At 63.0% G+C, this 20852-nt stretch carries 22 protein-coding genes and 1 pseudogene; 14 read left to right on the forward strand and 9 right to left on the reverse strand.

Annotated elements, in window-relative coordinates; genetic code table 11:
* Nucleotides 1–2: 2 nt before the first annotated feature.
* Nucleotides 3–326 (reverse strand): DUF6172 family protein, encoded by a 324-nt coding sequence (locus tag AC1DYR_RS10520; protein WP_477705062.1) that lies wholly within the window; start codon nucleotides 324–326, stop codon nucleotides 3–5.
* Between the two features lie 402 nt (nucleotides 327–728).
* Between AC1DYR_RS10520 and AC1DYR_RS10525 the strand changes: the two genes are divergently transcribed.
* Nucleotides 729–1322 carry a DUF2306 domain-containing protein gene (locus AC1DYR_RS10525; protein ID WP_477705063.1) on the forward strand — a complete coding sequence of 198 codons (594 nt, stop codon included), beginning with the start codon at nucleotides 729–731 and terminating at the stop codon, nucleotides 1320–1322.
* A gap of 99 nt (nucleotides 1323–1421) precedes the next feature.
* On the forward strand, nucleotides 1422–1943 hold the full coding sequence (locus AC1DYR_RS10530) for an N-acetyltransferase family protein (protein WP_477705064.1): 522 nt from the start codon (nucleotides 1422–1424) through the stop codon (nucleotides 1941–1943).
* On the opposite strand, the gene AC1DYR_RS10535 is transcribed toward AC1DYR_RS10530, so the two are convergent.
* The 4 genes from AC1DYR_RS10535 to AC1DYR_RS10550 form a co-directional block, all read right to left on the reverse strand.
* Complete coding sequence (locus tag AC1DYR_RS10535; protein WP_477705065.1) at nucleotides 1940–2494, reverse strand: DsbA family protein; 555 nt, start codon at nucleotides 2492–2494, stop codon at nucleotides 1940–1942. The two genes, AC1DYR_RS10530 and AC1DYR_RS10535, sit on opposite strands and share 4 nt — an antisense overlap.
* Nucleotides 2495–2666: 172 nt before the next feature.
* Nucleotides 2667–2915 (reverse strand): hypothetical protein, encoded by a 249-nt coding sequence (locus AC1DYR_RS10540; RefSeq protein ID WP_436154840.1) that lies wholly within the window; start codon nucleotides 2913–2915, stop codon nucleotides 2667–2669.
* Entirely contained in the window at nucleotides 2902–3267 is a 366-nt protein-coding gene (locus tag AC1DYR_RS10545) for a hypothetical protein (RefSeq protein ID WP_457278577.1), read from the reverse strand. The genes AC1DYR_RS10540 and AC1DYR_RS10545 overlap by 14 nt, the downstream gene beginning before the upstream one ends.
* Before the next feature lie 355 nt (nucleotides 3268–3622).
* On the reverse strand, nucleotides 3623–4534 hold the full coding sequence (locus AC1DYR_RS10550) for a LysR family transcriptional regulator (protein ID WP_477705066.1): 912 nt from the start codon (nucleotides 4532–4534) through the stop codon (nucleotides 3623–3625).
* Between the two features lie 125 nt (nucleotides 4535–4659).
* Here AC1DYR_RS10550 and AC1DYR_RS10555 point away from each other — a divergent pair, with 125 nt between their 5' ends.
* From AC1DYR_RS10555 to AC1DYR_RS10565, 3 genes are all read left to right on the forward strand, one after another.
* Nucleotides 4660–5643 carry a hydroxymethylglutaryl-CoA lyase gene (locus AC1DYR_RS10555; protein ID WP_477705067.1) on the forward strand — a complete coding sequence of 328 codons (984 nt, stop codon included), beginning with the start codon at nucleotides 4660–4662 and terminating at the stop codon, nucleotides 5641–5643.
* A gap of 24 nt (nucleotides 5644–5667) precedes the next feature.
* A complete protein-coding gene (locus tag AC1DYR_RS10560; RefSeq protein ID WP_477705068.1) occupies nucleotides 5668–6876 on the forward strand; it encodes a CaiB/BaiF CoA transferase family protein in 1209 nt (402 codons plus the stop codon).
* A gap of 76 nt (nucleotides 6877–6952) precedes the next feature.
* Complete coding sequence (locus AC1DYR_RS10565; RefSeq protein ID WP_477705221.1) at nucleotides 6953–7978, forward strand: Bug family tripartite tricarboxylate transporter substrate binding protein; 1026 nt, start codon at nucleotides 6953–6955, stop codon at nucleotides 7976–7978.
* Between the two features lie 155 nt (nucleotides 7979–8133).
* Here the strand turns inward: AC1DYR_RS10565 and AC1DYR_RS10570 are convergent.
* Both AC1DYR_RS10570 and AC1DYR_RS10575 read right to left on the reverse strand, forming a co-directional pair.
* Nucleotides 8134–8253: pseudogene (locus tag AC1DYR_RS10570) on the reverse strand (TOBE domain-containing protein); the annotation flags it as partial.
* Nucleotides 8254–9294, reverse strand: coding sequence for a sulfate ABC transporter substrate-binding protein (locus AC1DYR_RS10575; RefSeq protein ID WP_477705069.1), 1041 nt, complete (start codon nucleotides 9292–9294; stop codon nucleotides 8254–8256). It lies immediately after the preceding pseudogene.
* Nucleotides 9295–9438: 144 nt separating this feature from the next.
* Between AC1DYR_RS10575 and AC1DYR_RS10580 the strand changes: the two genes are divergently transcribed.
* Together AC1DYR_RS10580 and mnmC are read left to right on the forward strand one after the other, a co-directional pair.
* The gene (locus AC1DYR_RS10580) at nucleotides 9439–9711 is read left to right on the forward strand and encodes an oxidative damage protection protein (protein ID WP_457278585.1); all 273 of its coding nucleotides are present in this window, start codon (nucleotides 9439–9441) and stop codon (nucleotides 9709–9711) included.
* A 141-nt stretch (nucleotides 9712–9852) separates the two neighbouring features.
* Nucleotides 9853–11766, forward strand: coding sequence for a bifunctional tRNA (5-methylaminomethyl-2-thiouridine)(34)-methyltransferase MnmC2/FAD-dependent 5-carboxymethylaminomethyl-2-thiouridine(34) oxidoreductase MnmC1 (gene mnmC, locus AC1DYR_RS10585; protein WP_477705070.1), 1914 nt, complete (start codon nucleotides 9853–9855; stop codon nucleotides 11764–11766).
* A gap of 88 nt (nucleotides 11767–11854) precedes the next feature.
* On the opposite strand, the gene AC1DYR_RS10590 is transcribed toward mnmC, so the two are convergent.
* Nucleotides 11855–12628: a response regulator gene (locus tag AC1DYR_RS10590; RefSeq protein ID WP_477705071.1), complete on the reverse strand. Its 774-nt coding sequence runs from the start codon at nucleotides 12626–12628 to the stop codon at nucleotides 11855–11857.
* A gap of 153 nt (nucleotides 12629–12781) precedes the next feature.
* Nucleotides 12782–13993 carry an ABC transporter substrate-binding protein gene (locus AC1DYR_RS10595; RefSeq protein ID WP_477705222.1) on the reverse strand — a complete coding sequence of 404 codons (1212 nt, stop codon included), beginning with the start codon at nucleotides 13991–13993 and terminating at the stop codon, nucleotides 12782–12784.
* A 266-nt stretch (nucleotides 13994–14259) separates the two neighbouring features.
* On the opposite strand from AC1DYR_RS10595, the gene AC1DYR_RS10600 reads away from it, so the two are divergent.
* The 7 genes from AC1DYR_RS10600 to fdxA all read left to right on the forward strand — a co-directional run bounded on the left by AC1DYR_RS10600 (nucleotide 14260) and on the right by fdxA (nucleotide 20783).
* A complete protein-coding gene (locus AC1DYR_RS10600) occupies nucleotides 14260–15051 on the forward strand; it encodes a sulfite exporter TauE/SafE family protein (RefSeq protein ID WP_477667269.1) in 792 nt (263 codons plus the stop codon).
* 44 nt (nucleotides 15052–15095) lie between these two features.
* Complete coding sequence (locus AC1DYR_RS10605) at nucleotides 15096–16907, forward strand: nitrite/sulfite reductase (protein ID WP_477705072.1); 1812 nt, start codon at nucleotides 15096–15098, stop codon at nucleotides 16905–16907.
* Nucleotides 16908–16927: 20 nt separating this feature from the next.
* Entirely contained in the window at nucleotides 16928–17332 is a 405-nt protein-coding gene (locus AC1DYR_RS10610; protein ID WP_477705073.1) for a DUF934 domain-containing protein, read from the forward strand.
* A 5-nt stretch (nucleotides 17333–17337) separates the two neighbouring features.
* Complete coding sequence (locus AC1DYR_RS10615; protein ID WP_007869726.1) at nucleotides 17338–17958, forward strand: phosphoadenosine phosphosulfate reductase domain-containing protein; 621 nt, start codon at nucleotides 17338–17340, stop codon at nucleotides 17956–17958.
* A 7-nt stretch (nucleotides 17959–17965) separates the two neighbouring features.
* Complete coding sequence (gene cysD, locus AC1DYR_RS10620) at nucleotides 17966–18922, forward strand: sulfate adenylyltransferase subunit CysD (protein WP_477705074.1); 957 nt, start codon at nucleotides 17966–17968, stop codon at nucleotides 18920–18922.
* A gap of 114 nt (nucleotides 18923–19036) precedes the next feature.
* Nucleotides 19037–20362 carry a sulfate adenylyltransferase subunit 1 gene (locus AC1DYR_RS10625; protein WP_477705075.1) on the forward strand — a complete coding sequence of 442 codons (1326 nt, stop codon included), beginning with the start codon at nucleotides 19037–19039 and terminating at the stop codon, nucleotides 20360–20362.
* A 91-nt stretch (nucleotides 20363–20453) separates the two neighbouring features.
* Nucleotides 20454–20783 (forward strand): ferredoxin FdxA, encoded by a 330-nt coding sequence (gene fdxA, locus AC1DYR_RS10630; protein ID WP_457278594.1) that lies wholly within the window; start codon nucleotides 20454–20456, stop codon nucleotides 20781–20783.
* Nucleotides 20784–20852 lie beyond the last annotated feature (69 nt).

Here is a 20852-nt window from a genome sequence, read left to right on the forward strand (position 1 = left end):
GCTTATTCGACGTCGGCGAAATCGTCGTCACCCTCATTGCGCGCACGGGGCACCTTGACACCGCCCTTGGCCACCACTTCCACATAGAACTGCGGCGCGCCGTCTTTCACAATCTCGTCAATCGACTTGATGAGGTCTGCCACCGGCACCTCCGAAGCAGCGGCATCACTCGCACCCGACTTGCAGTCAAAGTCCCAAAAATCCACGCCCTTGGGCAAGGCTTTGGCGCGTTCACGTTTGAGGTATTTGCGGATGTCGTGTTTGGCGGCATCGAGCAGGCGGTCGCGGTTTTTGCCTTCGATGTTGAGCTGGTAGGTTTTTTTCATGAGTACTTCTGGTTTAGGGCCTGTTAACACTGTGTTTGCAAGATGCGTTGCGAGTCAAAAAGGCCATGAGCAAGGCGCAAAACGCAGGCGGGGTGAACCCCGTCAAGGCTTTGCAACGCCGCGCAAGGCCTTTTTGATCGCAACCCGGAGGGAATAGGGTAAAAACGGCGCCACTCGGCGTTGCGCTCCTCACCCAGACACCCGGTCTGGGCGTCGTCGCGCGCCTTGATTGGCACCGTTTTTACCCCATTCGCATTTGCAAACACAGTGTTAACAGGCCCTATAAGAGCGGCGCATTGCGGCCACGGTGTACTACCGATTATCGGGCCGTGGCCGGGCAGGCCGAAAAACCATAGGCAAAAGCAGCGTCACCGGCAACAATCTGCGCGGCATGGCGTTTGCATGGGTACCCATGCCAGCTTGTTCAACCCCACGTCCCTCACCTGGCAGGGGCACAAGGAGATTCCGATGATCTATGGTTTGACCTACCTCGGTGTGATCCACACCGCCATCAGCCTGGTGGCCGTTGCGGCCGCCATGATCGCCTTCTTTCGCGACAAGGAAATCATCGCCGCGTCCACACTGGGCAAGGTCTATATCTGGACCACCGTACTCACCTGCCTGACCAGTTTTGGCATCTTTCAGCATGGCGGCTTCGGCAAGCCGCATGCGCTGGGCATCATCACCTTGCTGGTGCTGGGCATTGCCTGGGTGGCGGGCAACACCAAGGTGCTGGGCCGCGCCTCGCCGTATGTTGAGACATTGAGTTATTCGATCACCTTTCTGTTCCACATGATCCCGGCCATCACAGAGACATCGACGCGCCTGCCCTTGGGTGCGCCACTGCTGCCCAACGCCGATGCGCCCGAACTCAAGGCCGCCACGGGCGTGCTCTTGCTGATCTACGTGATTGGTGCGGCGTTCCAGGTGCGGCGCATACGGGCGCGCCATGCCGCGCAGGCAGTTCCCCTGCCCGGCTCTACGGCCGCTGGCTGAGGCCCGGCAAAATACCTGTATGCGCTACGCCCGCTGGGGCCTGAAGACCAGCGAGCGGAGCAACAGCCACCCCATACCCACAGAACCCACAGAATTCCCATGCACCCCGTCACCTGTACCGAAGAACGCCATTCCAGCCAGATCCTCGCCATCTTCAACGAGGCCATTGCCAACTCCACCGCGCTGTACGACTACAAACCACGCGCCCCCGAAAGCATGGTGACCTGGTTTGCCACCAAACGTGCCAACGGCTTTCCGGTGATCGGGATGGAAGACGACAGCGGCAAGTTGTTGGGTTTTGCGAGCTACGGCACCTTCCGCGCATTTCCGGCGTACAAATACACGGTCGAGCATTCGGTCTATGTGGAGAAAGACAGCCGCGGCCTGGGCCTGGGGCGCAAGCTGCTGGAGGCGATTGTGGCCAGGGCTGAAGTGCAAGGCATGCACGTTCTAGTCGGCGCGATTGATCTGGACAACACCGTGAGCATTGCGCTTCACAAGCGCCTGGGCTTTGAGCACAGCGGCACCATCAAGCAGGCGGCTTTCAAGTTTGGCCGCTGGCTGGACCTGGCGTTTTTGCAGAAGACTTTAAAGACGCCGCTGCAGCCTGTTGACGGTTAAGTCTGCTGGCTGGTCAACACTTTGTCGATGGCCTCATGCAGATGCTGCAGCCCAAACGACACATCACAAAACACGCCGTTGACATAAAACGCCGGCGTTGAGCGCACGCCCAGGTGGCGGCCGCTTTGCATGTGCTCCTGCACGCGTTGCAGGTAGACGTGGTCGTTCATTTCGTTCTGGTAGCGGGCCATGTCCAGGCCGGCCTGCGCGGCGTAGTCGAGCAGGTGCTTGTCTTTGAGGTGGTGCTGGTTGGCAAACAGCAGCTCGTACATGGGCCAGAACTTGTGTTGCGCGCCGGCGGCTTCTGCCGCTTCGGCGGCCAGTTCGGCATGGGGGTGCACTTCGCGCAGCGGAAAGTGCCGGAAGACAAAACGCAGCTGGCGCCCGAAATGCGGAAGCATCACCTTCAGGGCGCCATAAGCCTGAAAGCAGGACGGGCATTCGAAGTCGCCGTATTCCACGACAGTGACCGGGGCCGACGCCGGGCCATGGATATGGTCGATGGCGTCGTCGGGTTCAAGAAACGGATCGGGTTGGGACGGATCGGCCATGAGAATCACCTTTTAGCTGTGCGTTCAGACGTTGAAAACGTCTTCAGCACAGTATGCGCCCGGGTGTGCGCGATGATCAAGGAGCCGTACGGCCCCATCGCATCGATGGGTAGCCGTGGATGGCCGTGAATAGCCAGGTAGAGGCCGGCGGTGCCGGCCCCGTGGCTCAGCTTCAGGCCTGGTTGGCGGCGTTTTCGAGGGCTTCGTCGAGTGCCTTGCACGAGGGCGAGCACACGGCCTGGGACTTGCCCAGCACTTTACGGGTGCCCATCAGGGAGCGGGCGCGGTGCTTGCCGCACATGAAACACGACATCGTGGCAGCGCCAAATGACGTGGTGGCAGCAAACGGTGAGCCCGACACCTTGGACTTGTAGCGCAGGCCGTCAGCGAGTACGGCGGTTTTGGCGTCAGCTCTTGCCATGGTTGGGGTCTTCCTTCAGTTGGGGGTTGATGGGTTTCATGGCCTTTTCAATGGCCTCTTTGGCCTTCAGCTCGGCAGCGAGCGAGGCGTCCAGCGCAGACCGGCACAGGCCCGCGTACTGGTAATTGACGTTTTCATACAGCTCGGCCGCAGCCGGGTGCGTGTCGAGCAGCGCGCCAAGTGCCATGCCGGGTTCCACATCGCCCAGTTCGTTGACCAGGTGCAGCACCACGGAGCGGTACTGCTCGGCACCCACCGGCACCGCGCTGTGCTCAAGCCGTTCCAGCAGCTCGGCCAGTACGTGGGTGACCGTGAGGTCGGTTTTGTGGGGATGGGGTTGGGTGGCGTTCATGCAGTGAATTTGGGGCTTCCTTCCCCTAAATCAAGCACTTTGCGGACCAGGTAACCGCCCTTCGGCGGTTGCTGGCCCCCTTTCGGGCTAGCCTGGATCAGCCCTGCGCGCTATATTTTTTATAGCTGCTCGCGCTTGTCTGCTGTGGGTTGGAGGCCTATTTTACCTCTAAACGGCAGGCCCGGAAGCTTTCCCCCGGCTTCCAGAGGCCATTTGGCGTGCCTGCAGGTGTTACCAAACGTCTTTTGAACGCCGTTTAAAGTATAAAAAATAGCTGCAAGCCAATACTGGTATGCGCAAGCAGCTCCTTATTTGATAGCACCCGAAATGCCGCGCTGAGCGTCTACGGTACTTTTCACCCTCCATCGGGCAACCCTTTTGCCGCCAGATGGGCCACCAGCAGTCTGGCCGCCGCCGACAAACCCGCCTCGTCCCGAAAGCAGATGGCAAAGCGCCGCCGGGCCCATGGGTCAGCGAGCGGCATCACGCGCAGCCCATAGGTGGCGGCATAAGGCTCAGCCACCTCGCGCGGCACCACGCTGATGGCCAGGTTGGCGCGCACCACGCGCAAGGCGGCCTCGAAGTTGGACACGATGACGCGGTGGACAACGACCTTGCCCTTGAGCGCTGCAGCCCGCAGGAGCAGCACCTGCACAGCGCTGTGCGCGGGAAGGCTGACATGCTCGAAGTCGAGCGTCTGCTCAAAGTGCAGGGTTTTCTCGCCTGCCAGCGGGTGCGACGGGTGGGTCACGATGGCCAGGTGGTCGGTGCGGTAGCTGCGCGACTGCAGGCCGCTCAGGTCGGCAGCGTCCCAGCAAATGCCGACCGAGGCCACGCCCTCCTTGATGCCGCGAATCACATCGGGGCTGACGCGTTCTTCCATGTCGACCTGGATGTCGTGGTGCGCCGGCACCTGCAAAAAGGCCGCCACATCGTCGGCCAGGGACTCGGCCATGACAGAAGCCGTGGCCAGGATGCGCACCTGGCCGCGCACGCCCTGGGCATAGGCAGCCATGTCGCGCTCGATGCGCTCGGCGCTGGCCAGCATGGTGCGCGCGTGTTCCAACAGGCTTTCGCCGGCGGGCGTTGGTTCGACGCCGCGGCGCCGCCGCACCAGCAGCGGCGTGCCGACGGTGTCTTCGAGCTGGGCCAGCCGCTTGCTGATGGCCGAGCCGACGATGTTGGCCTGCTCGGCCGCGCGGGCAATGCTGCGTGCATCACATACCGCCGCGAACAGCCGCAGCGTGGTCATGTCGAGGTCTCTCATGGGCGACTCCTGGCGGTCAATGGCTAGATTTGATATTCCCATCAGGAACGTTAGCGCTTCCAGAATTGATCAACCAAACCTTTTGGGAAATTCTAAACTGCAGCCACGCCCTGAGAATGGACAGAATGACAACGGAGACCACAGTGAACCTGCCTTCAAGGCCTGCCCTCCCCCGGCAGGCAACGATTCGTGAAGTCGGCCTGCGTGACGGCCTGCAAAGCATTGCCGCCGTGATGCCGACCGCACACAAGCTGCAATGGATCCAGGCGGCCTACGACGCCGGCCAGCGCGAGATCGAGGTCGGCTCTTTTGTGCCAGCGCGCCTGCTGCCGCAGCTGGCCGACACCGCCGAACTGGTGGCCTTTGCCAAAACACTGCCTGGCCTGGTCACATCGGTGCTGGTGCCCAACCTCAAGGGTGCCGAACGCGCCATCGAATCCGGCGCCGACCTGATGCTGCTGCCGATTTCAGCCAGCCACGCCCACAGCCTGGCCAACCTGCGCAAGACGCCCGGCGAGGTGGTCGAAGAAATCGCCCGCATCCGCGAACTGCGTGATGCGTCGGGCTCACCCATCGTGATCGAAGTCGGCATGAGCACGGCCTTTGGCTGCACGCTGCAGGGCCGGGTCGAGCCGTCCGAGGTGCTGCGGCTGCTGCGCGCCGTGCTGGACGCCGGCGCCGACCGCGTAGGCCTGGCAGACACCGTGGGCTACGCGGACCCGGAAATGGTTCGCCTGCTGTTTGAGCAGGCTTTTGAGGTGGCCGGTGAGCGGCTTGACTGCGGCCACTTTCACGACACCCGCGGCTTGGGGCTGGCCAATGTGTATGCCGCGCTGCAGACCGGCGTGACGCGCTTTGACGCCTGCCTGGCCGGCATAGGCGGCTGCCCGCATGCGCCCGGCGCCAGCGGCAACGTGGCCACCGAAGACCTGGCCTATATGCTGGCCAGCATGGACATCGAAACCGGCATTGACTTTGACAAGCTGATGGCGCTGCGCACCCGCGTGGCGGGCTGGCTTGAAGGCGAAACCCTGCACGGCACACTGTGGCGTGCGGGCCTGCCCAAAACCATGCGCGCATCTGCTGCCTCCGCTGCCGCTGCGGCCTGAACTATTTTTCTTCCGGAACACTGCATGCAACCCATCCCCGAATCCACCACCCCACAGCCGCTGGCGGGCTTGCGCGTGGTGGAGTTCACCCACATGGTCATGGGCCCCACCTGCGGCATGGTGCTGGCCGACATGGGCGCCGAAGTCATCAAGGTCGAGCCCATCGACGGCGACCGGACCCGCCGCCTGCTGGGCGCCGGCTCGGGCTTCTTTCCGCTCTTCAACCGCAACAAAAAAAGCATCGGCATTGACCTGCACGACCCGGTGGGCGCCGAAGTGGCGCGCAAGCTCTGCGCCAGCGCCGACGTGGTGGCCGAAAACTTCAAGCCCGGCACCATGGCCAAGTACGGCCTGGACTACACCGCGCTCAGCGCCGTCAACCCGCGCATCATTTACATCAGCCACAAGGGCTTTTTGCCCGGCCCCTATGACCACCGCACCGCACTCGATGAAGTGGTACAGATGATGGGCGGCCTGGCCTACATGACGGGCCGGCCCGGTGACCCGCTGCGCGCCGGCACCAGCGTCAACGACATCATGGGCGGGCTCTTCGGCGCCATCGGTGCGCTGGGCGCGCTGATCCAGCGCGGCATTAGCGGCAAGGGCATGGAAGTGCAGTCGGCGCTGTATGAAAACAATGTCTTCCTGATGGGCCAGCACATGCTGCAGTACGCCATGACGGGCAAACACCCGGCCCCCATGCCCGCGCGCGACAACCCCTGGGCGGTGTACGACGTGTTCACGGTCAGGGACGGTGAACAGATCTTCCTGGCGGCCGTGAGCGACGCGCAGTGGCAGACCTTTTGCACCGTGCTGGGGTTTCCCGACCTCAAGGCCGACCCCTCGCTGGCCACCAACAACCAGCGCGTGGCGGTGCGCCCCGCCCTGCTCAAGGACCTTGCGGCGCGGCTGGCCCCGCGCAGCGCCGGCGAGCTTTCAGCCATGATGGAAAAAGCCGGCCTGCCGTTTGCCCCTATCCGCAGGCCCGAAGACCTGTTCGACGACGAGCACCTGCTGGCCACCGGCGGCCTGGCCGACGTGCGCCTGCCCGATGGCCCCAAGGCCGGCCAGATGGTAAAAACCACGCTGTTCCCCATCACCATGCAAGGGGAGCGGCTGGGGGTTCGCCTGCACCCGCCCACGCTGGGCGAACACACCCGTGAGCTGCTGGCAGGCCTGGGCTACAGCGCGGGTGAAATGGATAACCTGCACCGGCAAGCGGCAGTCAGTTGAGGCAGTGCGTTGAACCTGCCGGCCGATTTGCGCGACTCACGACAACGAAGGAGACAAAATGACCCCCAAGATGAAGATGATCCGCAGTACCGATACCTCAGCCCTGAGTACCCAACCAGCGACCCGGCGCCAGGCCCTCTGGGGACTGGGCGCCTTTTTTGCCGGCGGCGCTTTCCTGGCCATGCCGCGCAGATTGCTGGCCCAGACCACCGACAAGGTGGTGCGCTTCATCCTGCCGGTGGGCGCCGGCTCGGGCGTGGACACCATCGTGCGAGCGGCCAGTGTTGCGCTGGGCAAGGCGCTGGGCAACCCGGTGGTGATTGAAAACCAGCCCGGCGCTGGCGGCATTGTCGGCACCTCGGCGCTTGTGAAGGCTGCCCCCGACGGCATGACGCTGAGCGTGGTGTCCAACAACCACGTGATCTACCCCAGCGTGTACAAGTCGCTGCCGTTCGACCCGGTGGCCGACATCACGCCCATCACCGTCATCGGCACCACGCCGATGGTGCTGGTGGTGAACCCCGCCAAACTGCCGGCCACCAATGTGAAAGAGCTGGTTGCCCTGCTCAAGGCCAAACCCGACGCCTACAACTATGCGTCGTCGGGCAACGGCACCATCCTGCACCTGGCCGCGCAGATGTTTCTGGACGAAGCACAGGTCAAGGCCAGACACATTCCCTACAAGGGCGTGGGGCCCATGGTTGCCGACATGATCGGCGGGCAGGTAGACATGGGCGTGCTGGCGCTCCCCGCTGTGCAGGCGCACCTGAAGAGCGGCGCCCTGCGCGCCATTGGTGTGGGCGGCAGCACCCGTTCACCCGCGGCGCCCGACATCCCGACCATTGCGGAACAGGGCTTGCCCAACTACAACATGGAAGGCTGGTTCGCGGTGATTGGCCCTGCGAAGTTGCCGGCGGCTGACGTGAAGCGCATCCAGGCCGCGGTGGTTGCCGCCTATGCCACGCCCGAGGTAAAGGAAGCCATGCTCAAGCAGGGCAACACCATCAACCCCGGCAGCCCGGAAGCCGCCGCGCAGTACTTTCGCAGCGAGCTGGTGAAGTACGCGCAGCTGGTGAAAAAGGCGGGGGTCGAGTTGCAGTAGGGCACACGCACAGGCGGCCGCTCCATCGCTCATCACGATGAAACGGCCCCACATTGCTACACTTTTGATAGCTATTGGCGCATATAAATAAAGGGCCAGGCAGCTATTTGGCAATAAATCTGCCCAAAAACCGGTCGCCAGGCCGCATGGCGCGGCTACAGCTTGGCGATGGACACCTCGGTCGACTTGACCAGCGCCACCACCTCGCTGCCGACAGCCAGCTCAAGCTGGTCGACCGAGCGCGTGGTGATGACCGAGGTAACCGCTTCGGGGGGTTACTTTCTTGTATAGATCTGATCGAACGAGCCGCCGTCAGCGAAATGCTCTTTGTCCGCCTTGGCCCAGCCGCCGAAGGCCTGGTCGATGGTGAACAGGTTCAGCTTGGGAAACTGCTTGGCATATTTGGCAATGGCTTTCTGCGAAACGGCCGGGCGGTAGAAGTTCTTGCCGGCAATGTCCTGGCCTTCTTCGGAATAAAGGTACTTCAGGTATTCCTCGGCCACAGCACGGGTGCCCTTCTTGTCGACGTTCTTGTCGACCACGGCGACGGCGGGCTCGGCCAGGATGCTCAGCGAAGGAGCGACGACGTCGAACTTGGCGCCGAATTCCTTTTCAAGCAAGTACGCTTCGTTTTCCCAGGCGATCAGCACGTCACCCTGCGCACGCTGGGCGAAGGTGATGGTGGAGCCGCGGGCGCCGGTGTCCAGCACCGAGACATTGCCATAAAGCTTGGCAACGAACTCTTTGGCTTTGGCGTCACTGCCGTATTTGCGCTTGGCGAATTCCCAGGCGGCCAGGTAGTTCCAGCGGGCGCCGCCCGAGGTTTTGGGGTTGGGCGTGATCACGGTGATGCCAGGCTTGATCAGGTCATCCCAGTCCTTGATGCCTTTGGGGTTGCCCTGGCGCACGGCCAGCACGATGGTCGAGGTGTAGGGTGACGAGTTGTGCGGCAGCTTCTTTTGCCAGTCGGCCGACAGCCAGCCGCCGTTTTTGACCAGCGCGTCGGTGTCGCCGGCCAGGGCCAGCGTGGCCACGTCGGCGTCCAGGCCGTCAATGATGGAGCGGGCCTGCTTGCCGGAGCCGCCGTGCGACTGCTTGATGGTGACGTCCTGGCCGGTCTTGGCTTTCCAGTATTTGCTGAAGGCCGCGTTGTATTCGACATAGAGCTCGCGGGTCGGGTCATACGAGACATTGAGCAGCGTGACGGGCGCCGGCTGGGCCTGCGCCGTCAGCAGTGACCCTGCCAGCGTCAAACCCAAACCGGCCGCCACGGCAGCGCGGGTGGAAACATTGATAAAGTTGCGGCGTGAAGTCATGGTTGCTCTCTTTTCCAAAAAATTGCGTGTAAATGCGAACAAAATGGATTCTGGAAGCAGACCTTAGAAACTGGAACGAATAAAAAATCAGTTCTTTATTCAACAAACATCCTTAGACACTTAGCCCTACGAAAGAACTACCCCATGGCACGCCTCGTCAAATGCATCAAACTCGGCAAAGAAGCCGAAGGCCTGGACTTTCCGCCCTACCCCGGCCCGCTGGGCAAGCGCCTCTGGGAAGAAGTCAGCAAGGAAGCCTGGGCGGAATGGATGAAGCAGCAAACCATGCTGGTCAATGAAAACCGCCTGAACCTGGCCGATGCCCGCGCCCGCCAGTACCTGGCGCGCCAGATGGAAAAACATTTCTTTGGCGACGGCGCCGATGCGGTGCAGGGCTACGTTCCTCCGACTCAATAAGGCTCCCACGCTTGTCGCTTCGCGAGCCTTCGGCGGTACGCTGCCCCTTGCCCAAGATAAAGGGGCGCTGCGCCTGCGGCCCGGCAAAGCCGGTTCCGCGGCCCCGGCTGGTCTGGGTCCGAAGTCCCATGCTTGTCGGCCATGGCTGAGGTGATCGAGTGGCTGGACGACAGCACGGCCGGCGGCAGCCCCTACAGCCCGCGCTTTGGCGACCGCTACCGCAGCGAGCTGGGCGGGCTGGACCAGGCTAAAGAAGTCTTCCTCAAGGGCTGCGGCCTGCCTGGGGCCTGGGCAGGCCAGCCGCAATGGTCTGTTCTTGAAACCGGCTTCGGCCTGGGCCTGAATTTCCTCGTGACCTGGGCCGCCTGGAAGGCCGACCCACAGCGCCCTGGCCTGCTGCATTTCGTCTCGACCGAAGCCTTTCCGGCGAGCGCCGAAGATGTGTTGCGCAGCGCCAAAACCCATCCTGAACTGCTGCCTTTCGCCGAACAGCTGCAGGCACAGCTATGGGGGCTGCTGCCGGGCTTTCACCGCCTGGTGTTTGAGGGCGGCCGGGTCTTGCTGACGCTGTGCATTGGCGACGCCAAGGCCATGCTGCGCGAGCAGTTGTTTGAGGCCGATTCGGTCTACCTGGACGGCTTCAGCCCGCAGCGCAACCCGGACATCTGGGACTTGCACACGTTCAAGGCAGTGGCGCGCTGCTGCCGGCGCGGCACGCGAATCGCCACCTGGACAATTGCGCGCAGCGTGCGCGATGCGCTGGCGCAATGCGGATTTGTGGTGCGCAAGGTGCCCGGCATTCCGCCCAAACGCGACAACCTGCAGGGCGAGTTCAACCCGGCATGGGAGCCGAAAAAAACACATCCCTCGCCCGCGCGCCGGCCACCTGCCCGCTGCGTGGTAATTGGTGCTGGCCTGGCGGGTGCGGCCGTGGCGGCCAGCCTGGCGCGCCGCGGCTGGCAGGTCGTGGTGCTGGATGCTGCCGAAGAGCCCGCCGCCGGGGCGTCCGGCCTGCCCGCCGGCCTGCTGGCGCCGCATGTCTCGCCCGACGACAACCCGCTTTCGCGCCTGTCGCGCCATGGCATTCGCGCCACGCTGCAGCAAGCTGAGGCCTTGCTGCAGGCCGGCGACTGGGGCCGCACCGGCGTGCTGGAGCATGCGGTGGAGCACCCACGCAAACAGCCTGAGGCGTGGCAAACAGACTGGGTCGACGCCGCCGGCGACTGGACAGGGCCAGCCGGCGCCGCCCAGCTCAGGCAATGCAGCCTGCCGCCGGATACGCCCGCGCTGTGGCATGCGCGGGCCGGCTGGATCCGGCCGGCCGCCCTGGTCGATGCCTGGCTGACTGGGCCGGGTGTGCAATCGCACGGCCGATCAGTAGTGAACCACCTGAACCAGGCCTCGGGCCAGTGGCAGGTTTGGGATGCGCAGGGCCGGGAGTTGGCCCGCGCCGAACTCGTGGTGCTGGCGGCTGGTTATGCCAGCCTCGAACTGGCAGCCGGCGCCGCAACGAACAAGGCTGGTGACCTGGCACTGCAGGCCATCCGGGGCCAGGTGAGCTGGGGCCTGCACGAACCGGGCACAGCCGATGCGCTGCCGCCCTTTCCCGTGAATGGCCATGGCAGCCTGGTCCCTGCCGTGCCACTGTCCGGCAAGGCTGGCGCCCTGGCCTGGGTCATGGGCTCCAGCTTTGAACGCGACAACACCCAGGCCGAAACACGGCCCGAGGACGACCAGCACAATTTCAGCCAGCTGCAAACCCTGCTGCCGCAAACCGCCCGTGCACTGGCCGCACAGTTTGAGCCAGGGAAGGTTCAGTCCTGGGCCGGCGTGCGCTGCGCTACACCCACCCGTTTACCCGCTTTGGGCCCGCTGGAAGAAAGCCCGGGCCTGTGGGTGTGCAGCGGCATGGGCTCGCGCGGGCTGACGTTTGCCGCGCTTTGCGGGGAATTGCTGGCGGCGAAGCTGCACGCCGAACCCTTGCCGATTGAGCAGCGATTAGCGGAGGCGCTGATGCCGCAGCATGCTGCGCCCGCACTGATCGTCAATACCTGAGATTCTTAAGCCAGACAGGGCTAAAACCTATAAGGGGCCAGCGCAAGCAGCTATCAAATAGATAGCGTGCAAGGCGTAATGAGCGCCTTCACTCGACGCTGCGCAGCAGGCGTTTGAGCTTTCCGGGGTGCAGCGGTTTGCGCAGGCTGCCGCGCGCGCCGCCGAACCATCCGCGCACGGTGTCCAGCGGGGAGAGGCGGTTGCCGGTCAGGATCAGATACGCGATGGCAGGGCGCGATGCCTCCACCCGTTTGACCATCTCCCAGGGCTCGATGTCGGGGAGCTCCATGTCGAGAATCACCAGTTTGTACAGGTGCGTGTCAATCAGCTTGAGCGCTTCGGTGCCGGTGGTCGCCTCGTCAATCTTCACGAAACCGGCCATGGCCAGCCTGGCGCGCAGGTAAAGGCGCGCGTCGCGATCAGCGTCCACCACCAGTACCTGGGGGCGCTCCGGCAGCGGCTCCGGGGCTTCCAGCGGCGCCGGCGCGGTAGGCGCCTGAGAATCAAAGTCGAGATCGAGGTCCAGCGAGGAGGATTCGGGCTGAAGGTCGAGGTCCAAGGCCTTCCCCGGCACCGTGCCTGGGCGCAAAGCCTGCGCCGCCTGCCGCTGCTCGGCGGCCAGGAGTTCATCCATGCCGTCAATCACGGCTGTCCACTGCAGCGGGCGCGGAACCACCAGGCGCGCCCTGGCGGGTGGGTTGTCGCCTATCCAGACCAGCGTGAAGTCGTCATTCGCGGGATTGGCCAGCTCCAGCGCAGCTTCCCAGCTGTCACCGTCAATCAGCGCGATCAAGGCCTCTTCGGGCGCATCGGGCGTCCAGGGTGTGTAGGCGATAGGTCGTGTTTCGGAAATGCGAAACACCGTGTTCAGGGCATGACGTTCAACGTCATCAAACCCGAACACTCTTACAAAAACCCGCTTGACAGCCTCACCACCCGTATTCGTCATTGCGCCCGATTATGGGGGGATCGCCGGGGAGGCTTCAAGGAATTCAGCGCCTGCGTTGTCAAAACGTCACTTCATGGCTGCGGCAGGCCGGCGGGCCTTGACATACGCATCGCCTGGCAAATAGGCCTTGCCGTCGGCATAGCGCCATTGCACCATGGTGCCCTTGTGGCCGCGCAGATCCAGCCTGCCTACATAGGCGCCCATGGTGGACTGGTGGTCAATGGCGCGGAACTCGGCAGGGCCAAAAGGTGTGGAAAACTTCAGTCCGCGCAGCGCCACCACCAGCTTTTCGTTGTCGGTGGAATTGGCCCTGCGGATGGCGGCAAAAATCGCCTGCATGGTGGCGTAGCCCACCGCCGAACCGACTTTGGGGTATTCGTTGAAGCGGCGATAGTAGTTGGCGGCAAAGCTGGCATGCTCGCGGGAGTCGATCTGGTCCCAGGGGTAGCCGGTGACGATCCAGCCTTTCGGCGTATCGTCTTTCAGCGCCTCCAGGTACTCGGGTTCCCCCGAAAGCATCGACACCACCGGTATGCGGGGGAAAATGCCGCGCTGGTTGCCTTCACGAACCAGCCTGGTCAGGTCGGCCCCGAAAGTCGCGTTGAAGATAGCCTCGGGTTTTGCCTGCATGGCCGCCTGCAGCGTCGGGCCGGCTTCTATCTTGCCCAGCGCCGGCCACTGGTAACTCACAAATTCAACGTCCGGCCGCCTGGCTTTCAACAGTTCCTTGAACACAGTGACTGCGCTCTGGCCGTATTCGTAATTGGGGGCAATCGTGGCCCAGCGTTTGGCCGGCAACCTTGCCGCCTCTTCCACCAGCATGGCTGCCTGCATATACGTACTGGGGCGCAGGCGGAAGGTGTAGCGGTTGCCTTGCTCCCAGACAATGGCGTCGGCCAGCGATTCGCTGGCGATGAACACCCGCCGGCTGGCCTGGGCATGGCCGGCCAGCGCCAGCCCGACGCTGGAGTAAAACCCTCCCGCCAGCACATCCACCTTTTCTTTTGAGGTCAGCTCGACGGCCTGGCGCAGGGCTTCTTCGGGTTTGCCGGCGTCATCGCGCGAGATGACTTCGATCTTGCGGCCCAGCAGGCCGCCGGCCACGTTGATTTCCTCGACCGCAAGCTGCCAGCCTTGACGGTAAGGCTGGGCGAACTGGGGAATGGTGGAATAACTGTTGATTTCGCCGATCTTGATGGGAGGTCTTGGGCTGCCCTGGGCCAGCGTCACCATCGCGGCGCACGCCAGAAACAAACCACCCGTCAGGGCGGACTTCATCAATTTCACGGGTTTTCTCCAAAAATGGGCAATTCGGTTAACTGGGCAAGCCCAAAACAGGGCGGCTCATCCGAAAGAGCAGGGACTGTACCAGCGCTTTGTGACGGGTTGGCTGGTGAACGGTCAGCCTCAATGCAAGCCTTATGCCGCTGGCACGAAAAAACCGCCCGAAATCCGCATATTTATTGGCGAATAAGCTTATCTGCATAACGGCAGAACAAATGTGTAGTTTGTTTTTATAAGTGGCGCACTTACATTTTCCCGCTATGCATGAATTTGCCTTTGTATTTGCCGGCTTTGCCGTCGGCCTGGTTGTAGGCCTGACAGGGGTGGGCGGCGGCTCGCTGATGACGCCGTTGCTGATCTTCTTTTTCGGCATCAAACCGCACCTGGCTATCGGTACCGACCTGCTGTTTGCAGCCTTTACCAAGATGGGCGGCACCGTCAGCCTGGCCCGCGCCCGGGTGGTTGACTGGAAAATCGTCGGCCAAACAGCAGCCGGCAGCATTCCGGCTGCCTTGGCGACCTTGTATATGTTGCAGCGCATGGGTCCTGCCAACCCGGCTACGCAAGCCATCATGACCACCACACTCGGCCTGGCGTTACTGCTGACGGCCGGTGCCACGGCCTACAAGGTGCTACGCGGCAAGGCCGCCCCGACCACCATCGCGCCTGAACTCATTGGCCAGGCCACGCGTGCCCGCCACTGGTCGCTGCCGCTGCTGTTTGGCGCGGTCATCGGCACGCTGGTCACTTTGACGTCAGTCGGCGCGGGCGCCATTGGCGTGATCGTGTTGATGCTGCTCTACCCCACCCTGCCGCTGCCGCGCATCGTGGCGGCCGACATCGCCCACGCCGTGCCGCTGACGCTGGTGGCGGGCCTGGGCCATGCCTCCATCGGTTCGGTCGACTGGCCTTTGCTCATCAAGCTGCTGGCCGGCTCCCTGCCCGGCATCTGGCTCGGTTCGCACCTGGTGCACAAAACGCCCGACCGCGTGATCCGCTCGCTGTTGTCCGTGCTGCTGGCCTATGCCGGCGTGAAACTGATTTCGATCTGACCCTCTCCTTATAAAAATCCCACGACGTTTGAATCCCGACAGCCATGTACCAATACACAGAATTTGACCGCGAGTTTGTCAAGGCACGCGCCGCCCAATACCGTGACCAGCTGACCCGCTGGCAGGCAGGCCAGTTGCCTGAAGACGAATTTCGCCCCTTGCGCCTGCAAAACGGCTGGTATGTACAGCGCTACGCGCCCATGCTGCGCGTGGCCGTGCCTTATGGCGAGCTCTCCAGCGCACAGGTGCGCGTGCTGGCCAAAATCGCCCGCGAATACGACCAGCCCAACGCCGCGCTGTTCAATGAAGCGCAGGCCAAACAGGACAAGCTCGGCCCCGTGAACCTGAAAAACGGCCTGTCGGTCAGCTCGAAGCTGACTACCGGCTACGCCCACTTCACGACACGCCAGAACGTCCAGTACAACTGGATTCCGCTCGATAAATCCGCCGAGGTGATGGACCTGCTGGCCAGTGTCAGCATGCACGGCATCCAGACCAGCGGCAACTGCATCCGCAACATCACCAGCGATGAACGCGCCGGCATTGCCGTTGACGAAATCGCCGACCCGCGCCCCTTCGGCGAAATCCTGCGCCAGTGGAGCACGCTGCACCCCGAGTTCGCCTTCCTGCCGCGCAAGTTCAAGATCGCCATCAGCGGCGCCCGCGAAGACCGTGCCGCCACGGCCTGGCATGACGTCGGCCTGCATTTGATCCGCAATGCCGAAGGCGAGCTGGGCTTCAAGGTGCTGGTGGGCGGCGGCATGGGCCGCACGCCGGTGATCGGCACCGTGATCCGCGAGTTCCTGCCCTGGAACCAGATCATGAATTACCTGGAAGCCGTGGTACGCGTGTACAACCGCTACGGCCGCCGAGACAACATCTACAAGGCCCGTATCAAGATTCTGGTGAAGGCCGAAGGCCAGCGTTATATCGATGACGTCGAGGCCGAATACAAGCAAATCCTGGAACACGATGGCGCCCCGCACACCATCACACAGGAAGAACTCGACCGCGTGACAGCCTGCTTTGTGCCGCCCGCGCTCAACTGCGACCGCAAGAGCGCCGATACAAAAATAGCCAATATCTTGCGCGCCGCCGCCGAGGATGACGTGGAATTCGGCCGCTGGCTGCAGCGTAACGTGGCCCCGCACCAGAACCCTGACCTGCGCGCCGTATCGCTGTCGTTCAAACGCCTGGGCCAGGCGCCTGGCGACGCGACAGCCGACCAGCTCGACATCGCCGCTGACCTGGCCGACCAGTTCAGCGCCGGTGAAGTGCGTGTGACGCACGACCAGAACCTGCTGTTGCCCTGGGTTCGCTGCGACGAGCTGCCCGAACTCTGGCGCGCCGCCCGCAAGGCCGGTTTTGCCAAGCCCAATATCCACCTGCTGACCGACATGATCGCCTGCCCCGGTGGCGATTTCTGCTCACTGGCCAATGCGCGCTCCATCCCGATCGCCGAAGCCATCACCGAGCGCTACCAGGACATGGACGAGCTGCATGACCTGGGCGAGATCGACCTGCATATCAGCGGCTGCATCAACTCCTGCGGCCACCACCACAGCGGCCACATCGGCATTCTGGGCGTGGACAAGGACGGCCTTGAGTGGTACCAGGTGTCGCTGGGGGGCTCCGATGGTTCCGCACTGAGCGGTGCCTCGGTGCCCGGCAAGGTGGTGGGCCCTTCGTTCACCGGCGCCGAAGTGCCGGAAGTCATTGAAGCAGTGCTGGACACCTATCGCCAACTGCGCGAAGACGGCGAAACGTTTATCGCGACTTTCCGCCGCGTCGGCATCGAACCCTACAAGGCCGCCGCCAAGAATGCGCGCTTTGCCCCCAACACCGTCGCGCACTGAACACTGGAAAGGAAATCACGATGAAATTACTGCCTTTCAGCGAACAAAGCGGCGTGGAACAGCCCGGTACCCTGGTCCTTGCGAATGATGCCGATCCCTTCGAGGTCTCACTCGACGGCATCTCTCGCATTGACCTGCACTTCCCGAAGTTCACCGACGGCCGCGCCTATAGCCAAGCCTTTTTGCTGCGCCGCCGCCGCGAATTCAAGGGCGAAATCCGCGCCACCGGCGACGTGCTGGTGGACCAGTTGGCACAGATGGAGCGCAGCGGCTTTGACACCGCCGTGCTGCGTGCCGACCAGGACATGGCTATCGCCCAGCGCGTGCTGGCGTCTTACCCCGGTTACGGCGTCGGCAAATACCAGGGCGATGCGGTAGACGTGCAGCCGCACTTCAAGGAAGCAAAGGAAGGGGCTACGGCCTGAACACCATGAGCCTCGACCTTGCAAAAATCAACGCAGAACTCGGCCACAACGCGCAGGGCCTGGTGGGCTGGGCCGTGGGACTGGGCCGGCCCGCCATCGTCACCACCAATTTCCGCCCCTTCGAGGCAGTGATACTGCACATGGTGACGCGCGCCAATCCCCGCGTTCCCGTGGTCTGGATGGACAACGGCTACAACACCGAGGCCACCTACCGCTTCGCCGACGAAGTGACCAGGCTGCTCAAGCTGGATCTGCATATTTACCTGCCGCGCCGCTCCCGTGCACACCGCGAGGCCGTGGAGGGCCCGACCCCGGCGCTGGACGATCCACGCCATGCGGCCTTCACTGAGGAAGTGAAACTCGAGCCATTTGCCCGTGCCCTGCGTGAAACCGCGCCCCAGGTCTGGTTCACGGCCTTGCGCGCCACCGACACCGCGGTACGCGCCCAGATGGATCCGGTCAGCGTCAACCCCGACGGCCTGATCAAGGTCGCGCCGCTCCTGCACTGGTCGTCCAAGGACCTTTACCAGTACTGTGAGATCAACGGCCTGCCCAACAATTTTGACTATGTAGACCCCACCAAGGGCGAAGACAACCGCGAATGCGGCCTGCACCTTGCGCACTGACTGACCTATGAACGCCCGCACACCATCCCACCTGCTGCCAGCCGACCCGGCGATCTCCATCGCGCGGCTGTCCAACTCCCATCTCGATGCGCTCGAGGAGGAAACGATTTTCATCCTGCGTGAAGTGGCGGCTGCTTTCGAGCGTCCGGCCCTGCTGTTTTCAGGCGGCAAGGATTCGCTGGTGATGCTCAAATGCGCCGAGAAAGCGTTCGGCGTGGGTCGCATTCCCTACCCGCTTCTGATGATCGACACCGGCCACAACTTCCATGAAGTGACCGACTTTCGAGACCTGCGCGCAAAAGAGCTGGGCGCCGAACTGATCGTGCGCAATGTCGAAGACTCGATGAAACGCGGCACCGTGCGGCTGGCCCACCCCGGCGAATCGCGCAATGTGCACCAGTCGGTCACGCTGCTGGAGGCGATTGACGAATTCCGCTTTGACGCATTGATTGGCGGCGCCCGTCGCGATGAGGAAAAGGCCCGCGCCAAGGAGCGTATCTTTTCGCACCGCGACAGCTTCGGCCAGTGGCAGCCCAAAGCCCAGCGCCCCGAACTCTGGACGTTGTTCAACACCCGGCTGCAGCCCGGCGAGCACTTTCGCGTGTTCCCGATCTCCAACTGGACCGAGCTCGATGTGTGGCAATACATCGAGCGCGAAAAAATCGCGCTGCCGTCGCTCTACTACGCGCACCAGCGCAAGGTAGTCGAACGCAAGGGCCTGCTGGTGCCGGTGACGGACCTCACCCCGGCACGCGACGGCGAGCAGGTGGTTGAAAAGACCGTGCGTTTTCGCACCGTCGGCGACATCACCTGCACTTGCCCCGTCGACAGCCCCGCCGCCACGGCCGCCGAGATCGTGATCGAGACGCTGGCCGCCGACGTGAGTGAGCGTGGCGCCACGCGCATGGACGACAAGACCTCCGATGCTTCGATGGAAAAGCGCAAGAAAGACGGGTATTTTTAGTTCTCCCCCGGACAGGCTTCGCCTGCTCCCCCCAGGGGGCGGCGCCTGCAGACCGGCACAGCCGGACCCGCGGCCCCCACTGATAAAGACCTTGCCACCATTTTTGAGACTGAGATGACTACAAGTACCCACACTACTGATTTGATAGCTGTTGGCGCACAGCCAGAAACGGTTGCAGGCCAAAATGACCTGAAACCTGCATTGAAATTCATCACCTGCGGTTCGGTCGACGACGGTAAAAGCACCCTGATCGGCCGCCTGCTGGTGGACAGCAAGGCCGTGCTGCAGGACCACCTGGCCGGCGTGCAGCGCCAGGGTGAAACCGACCTGGCATTGCTGACGGACGGTCTTTCGGCCGAGCGCGAGCAGGGCATCACCATTGACGTGGCCTACCGCTATTTCGCCACTGAAAGCCGAAAATTCATCATCGGCGATGCCCCAGGGCATGAGCAATACACCCGCAACATGGTGACGGCCGCCTCCAGTGCCGACGCCGCCGTCGTGCTGGTGGATGCCACCAAGCTCGACTGGAAAAACCCTGCGCTGGAGCTGCTGCAGCAGACCCGCCGCCATTCGCTGCTGGTGAACCTGCTGCGTGTGCCGTCCATCGTGTTCGCCGTGAACAAGCTAGACGCAGTGGAAGACCCGACGCTGGCTTTCAGGAACATCGAGGCAGCGCTGGCGACATTCGCCCGGGCCGCGAAAATCCCGGTGAAAGCGACTGTGCCCGTATCCGCCCTCAAAGGCTTTAACGTGGTGGACGCCCAGCCCGGCTGGTGCGGTTATGAAGGCTTGTCGCTGCTGCAGTTGCTCGAACACCTGCCTGTGACGCCGGCGGAAACCACCGAAGCCTTTGCCTTTCCGGTGCAATGGGTTGAAAAGTTTTCGTCTTCATCCGATACCTCACAAGGACGGCGCGTCTTCTGGGGCCGCGTTGCCTCGGGCGGCGTACAGCCGGGCCAGAGCGTGACCATACTGCCCAGCGGCAAGACGGCCGTCGTGGCGCAGGTGCTGGACCATGCCCGCCAGCCCAAGGCCATCCTGGCCGGCCACAGTGCAGGCATCGTGCTGGACCGGGAAGTCGATGTGTCACGCGGCGACTGGCTGCTGGCCACGGATACCTTTGAGCCCTCAAGGGAAATCTCGGCCACCGTGGCCTGGATGGACGATGAGCCGCTGGTCGCCGGGCGCATCTACTGGGCGCTGCACGGCCACCGCTGGGTCAAGGCCAAGGTCAAACGCATCGTTCACAAGCTCGATGTCAACACGCTGGCCGAGGAAGACGCCAGCGAGCTGCCGCCCAATGCCATCGGCCACATCGAGCTGAGCCTGCAGGAACCGCTGGCCACCCTGCCCTATGCCCGTTCGCGCATGCTGGGCTCGCTGGTACTGGTGGACACCGCCTCGAACAAGACTTCAGGTGCCGTGCTGATCCTTTGACCGGGATCCAAGCCCCGCTCCCTTCAACGACTTAACCCTGCTCACGGAATCCTCTTAAAATTGAGGGTTTCCACCGATTAGCCCAAATAACATGACTCACATCGTCTCCGAATCGTGCATCCGCTGCAAATACACCGACTGTGTGGATGTCTGCCCCGTGGATTGCTTCCGGGAAGGCCCCAACATGCTGGTGATCGATCCGGACGAATGCATCGACTGCGCCGTCTGCATCCCTGAATGCCCGGTCAATGCCATCTACGCCGAGGAAGACGTACCGGCCGACCAGGTGGCGTTCATCCAGCTCAATGTGGAATTGAGCCGCGCTGCGGGCTGGAAAAGCATCACCAAGCGCAAGGACGCCCTGCCCGACGCCGAGGAATGGAAAGACAAGACGGGCAAGCTGTCCGAATTGGTCCGCTAAGCCGCGTCATCCGGCCTAACCAGCCCAAAGCCACCGGCACCTCGCCCTCCCCGGGCCGCCACGCGCTTT

This window comes from Polaromonas sp. P1_F9, from assembly GCF_056405615.1.

Bases quoted from the DNA above. Each gene is read 5' to 3' on its own strand.
- AC1DYR_RS10520 (WP_477705062.1), bottom strand. From the start codon at position 326: ATGAAAAAAACCTACCAGCTCAACATCGAAGGCAAAAACCGCGACCGC.
- AC1DYR_RS10525 (WP_477705063.1), top strand. From the start codon at position 729: ATGGGTACCCATGCCAGCTTGTTCAACCCCACGTCCCTCACCTGGCAG.
- AC1DYR_RS10530 (WP_477705064.1), top strand. From the start codon at position 1,422: ATGCACCCCGTCACCTGTACCGAAGAACGCCATTCCAGCCAGATCCTC.
- AC1DYR_RS10535 (WP_477705065.1), bottom strand. From the start codon at position 2,494: ATGGCCGATCCGTCCCAACCCGATCCGTTTCTTGAACCCGACGACGCC.
- AC1DYR_RS10540 (WP_436154840.1), bottom strand. From the start codon at position 2,915: ATGGCAAGAGCTGACGCCAAAACCGCCGTACTCGCTGACGGCCTGCGC.
- AC1DYR_RS10545 (WP_457278577.1), bottom strand. From the start codon at position 3,267: ATGAACGCCACCCAACCCCATCCCCACAAAACCGACCTCACGGTCACC.
- AC1DYR_RS10550 (WP_477705066.1), bottom strand. From the start codon at position 4,534: ATGAGAGACCTCGACATGACCACGCTGCGGCTGTTCGCGGCGGTATGT.
- AC1DYR_RS10555 (WP_477705067.1), top strand. From the start codon at position 4,660: ATGACAACGGAGACCACAGTGAACCTGCCTTCAAGGCCTGCCCTCCCC.
- AC1DYR_RS10560 (WP_477705068.1), top strand. From the start codon at position 5,668: ATGCAACCCATCCCCGAATCCACCACCCCACAGCCGCTGGCGGGCTTG.
- AC1DYR_RS10565 (WP_477705221.1), top strand. From the start codon at position 6,953: ATGATCCGCAGTACCGATACCTCAGCCCTGAGTACCCAACCAGCGACC.
- AC1DYR_RS10575 (WP_477705069.1), bottom strand. From the start codon at position 9,294: ATGACTTCACGCCGCAACTTTATCAATGTTTCCACCCGCGCTGCCGTG.
- AC1DYR_RS10580 (WP_457278585.1), top strand. From the start codon at position 9,439: ATGGCACGCCTCGTCAAATGCATCAAACTCGGCAAAGAAGCCGAAGGC.
- mnmC (WP_477705070.1), top strand. From the start codon at position 9,853: ATGGCTGAGGTGATCGAGTGGCTGGACGACAGCACGGCCGGCGGCAGC.
- AC1DYR_RS10595 (WP_477705222.1), bottom strand. From the start codon at position 13,993: ATGAAGTCCGCCCTGACGGGTGGTTTGTTTCTGGCGTGCGCCGCGATG.
- AC1DYR_RS10600 (WP_477667269.1), top strand. From the start codon at position 14,260: ATGCATGAATTTGCCTTTGTATTTGCCGGCTTTGCCGTCGGCCTGGTT.
- AC1DYR_RS10605 (WP_477705072.1), top strand. From the start codon at position 15,096: ATGTACCAATACACAGAATTTGACCGCGAGTTTGTCAAGGCACGCGCC.
- AC1DYR_RS10610 (WP_477705073.1), top strand. From the start codon at position 16,928: ATGAAATTACTGCCTTTCAGCGAACAAAGCGGCGTGGAACAGCCCGGT.
- AC1DYR_RS10615 (WP_007869726.1), top strand. From the start codon at position 17,338: ATGAGCCTCGACCTTGCAAAAATCAACGCAGAACTCGGCCACAACGCG.
- cysD (WP_477705074.1), top strand. From the start codon at position 17,966: ATGAACGCCCGCACACCATCCCACCTGCTGCCAGCCGACCCGGCGATC.
- AC1DYR_RS10625 (WP_477705075.1), top strand. From the start codon at position 19,037: ATGACTACAAGTACCCACACTACTGATTTGATAGCTGTTGGCGCACAG.
- fdxA (WP_457278594.1), top strand. From the start codon at position 20,454: ATGACTCACATCGTCTCCGAATCGTGCATCCGCTGCAAATACACCGAC.